This is a genomic window from Streptomyces sp. NPDC002690 (assembly GCF_053592415.1).
On the sequence record NZ_JBSFVR010000762.1, the window covers coordinates 1 to 1,114 of the forward strand.

A 1,114-nucleotide genomic window follows, 5' to 3' on the forward strand; every position below is an offset into this window, starting at 1 on the left:
TAACCCACCCTTCACACACACACTCTTCCCCCCCCCCCCCCTCTCCCTAACTCGCGCCCCCGGGGGGCCGGGGGCGCCCCCCCCCCCCGTCCGGGGGGCGCGACCCCGATCCGCCGGAGACTCCGAGGCCCCGCCGGACCCCGAGTCCTGTCGGACCACCCGAGTCCCGCCGCACGCAGAGAGGCCCGCCGCCGACCATGGGCATCCCCGAACTGATCTCCCCGCGTTCGCCCCGCGTCGCCGCGGCCCGGAGGCTGGCCAAGCGGAACTTCCGCGTCAAGGAGCGCCGGTTCATCGCCGAGGGGCCGCAGGCCGTGCGCGAGGCCGCCGTGCACCGGGGCGCCGACGGCGAACCGACCCTGATCGAGCTGTTCGCCACCGTCGAAGCCGCCGAGCGGTACACGGAGATCATCGACGCCGCCCACGCGGCCGGAGCCCGGGTGCACCTCGCCGACGCCGACGTGCTCGCCGACGTCTCCCAGACCGTCACCCCCCAGGGACTCATCGGCGTCTGCCGCTTCCTGGACTCGCCGTTCGAGGAGATCCTCGCCGCGAAGCCCCGCCTGGTGGCCGTACTGGCCAACGTACGCGACCCCGGCAACGCCGGCACGGTGCTGCGCTGCGCCGACGCGGCGGGCGCGGACGCCGTGGTCCTCACCGACGCCTCGGTCGACCTGTACAACCCCAAGTCGGTACGCGCGTCGGTCGGTTCCCACTTCCACCTGCCGGTCGCGATCGGCGTACCGGTGGAGCTGGCCGTGCAGGGGCTGCGGGACGCCGGAGCGCGGGTGCTGGCCGCCGACGGTGCCGGCACCGCCGACCTCGACGACGAACTCGACGCCGGCACCATGGGCGGCCCCACCGCCTGGGTCTTCGGCAACGAGGCCTGGGGCCTTCCCGAGGAGACCCGCGCCCTCGCCGACGCCGTGGTGCGGGTGCCCATCCACGGCAAGGCGGAGAGCCTCAACCTCGCCACGGCCGCCGCCGTCTGCCTCTACGCCTCCGCCCGCGCGCAGCGCCCCCGTACGGCCTCCTGACCGGGGCGTCGCGCGCGGCACGGTGACCGCATGGTGCGTGCGCCGTGAGCCCGCGTGCGACCCGGCGTGCGTAGCCG

At 75.7% G+C, this 1,114-nt stretch carries 1 protein-coding gene; it reads left to right on the forward strand.

Features of this window, described 5'->3' with window-relative positions:
* Positions 1–197 precede the first annotated feature (197 nt).
* Positions 198–1,037: a TrmH family RNA methyltransferase gene (locus ACWD3D_RS37350; protein WP_451465070.1), complete on the forward strand. Its 840-nt coding sequence runs from the start codon at positions 198–200 to the stop codon at positions 1,035–1,037.
* Positions 1,038–1,114: the final 77 nt, after the last annotated feature.

Coding starts and splice junctions, on each gene's coding strand:
- ACWD3D_RS37350 (WP_451465070.1), top strand. CDS start 198: ATGGGCATCCCCGAACTGATCTCCCCGCGTTCGCCCCGCGTCGCCGCG.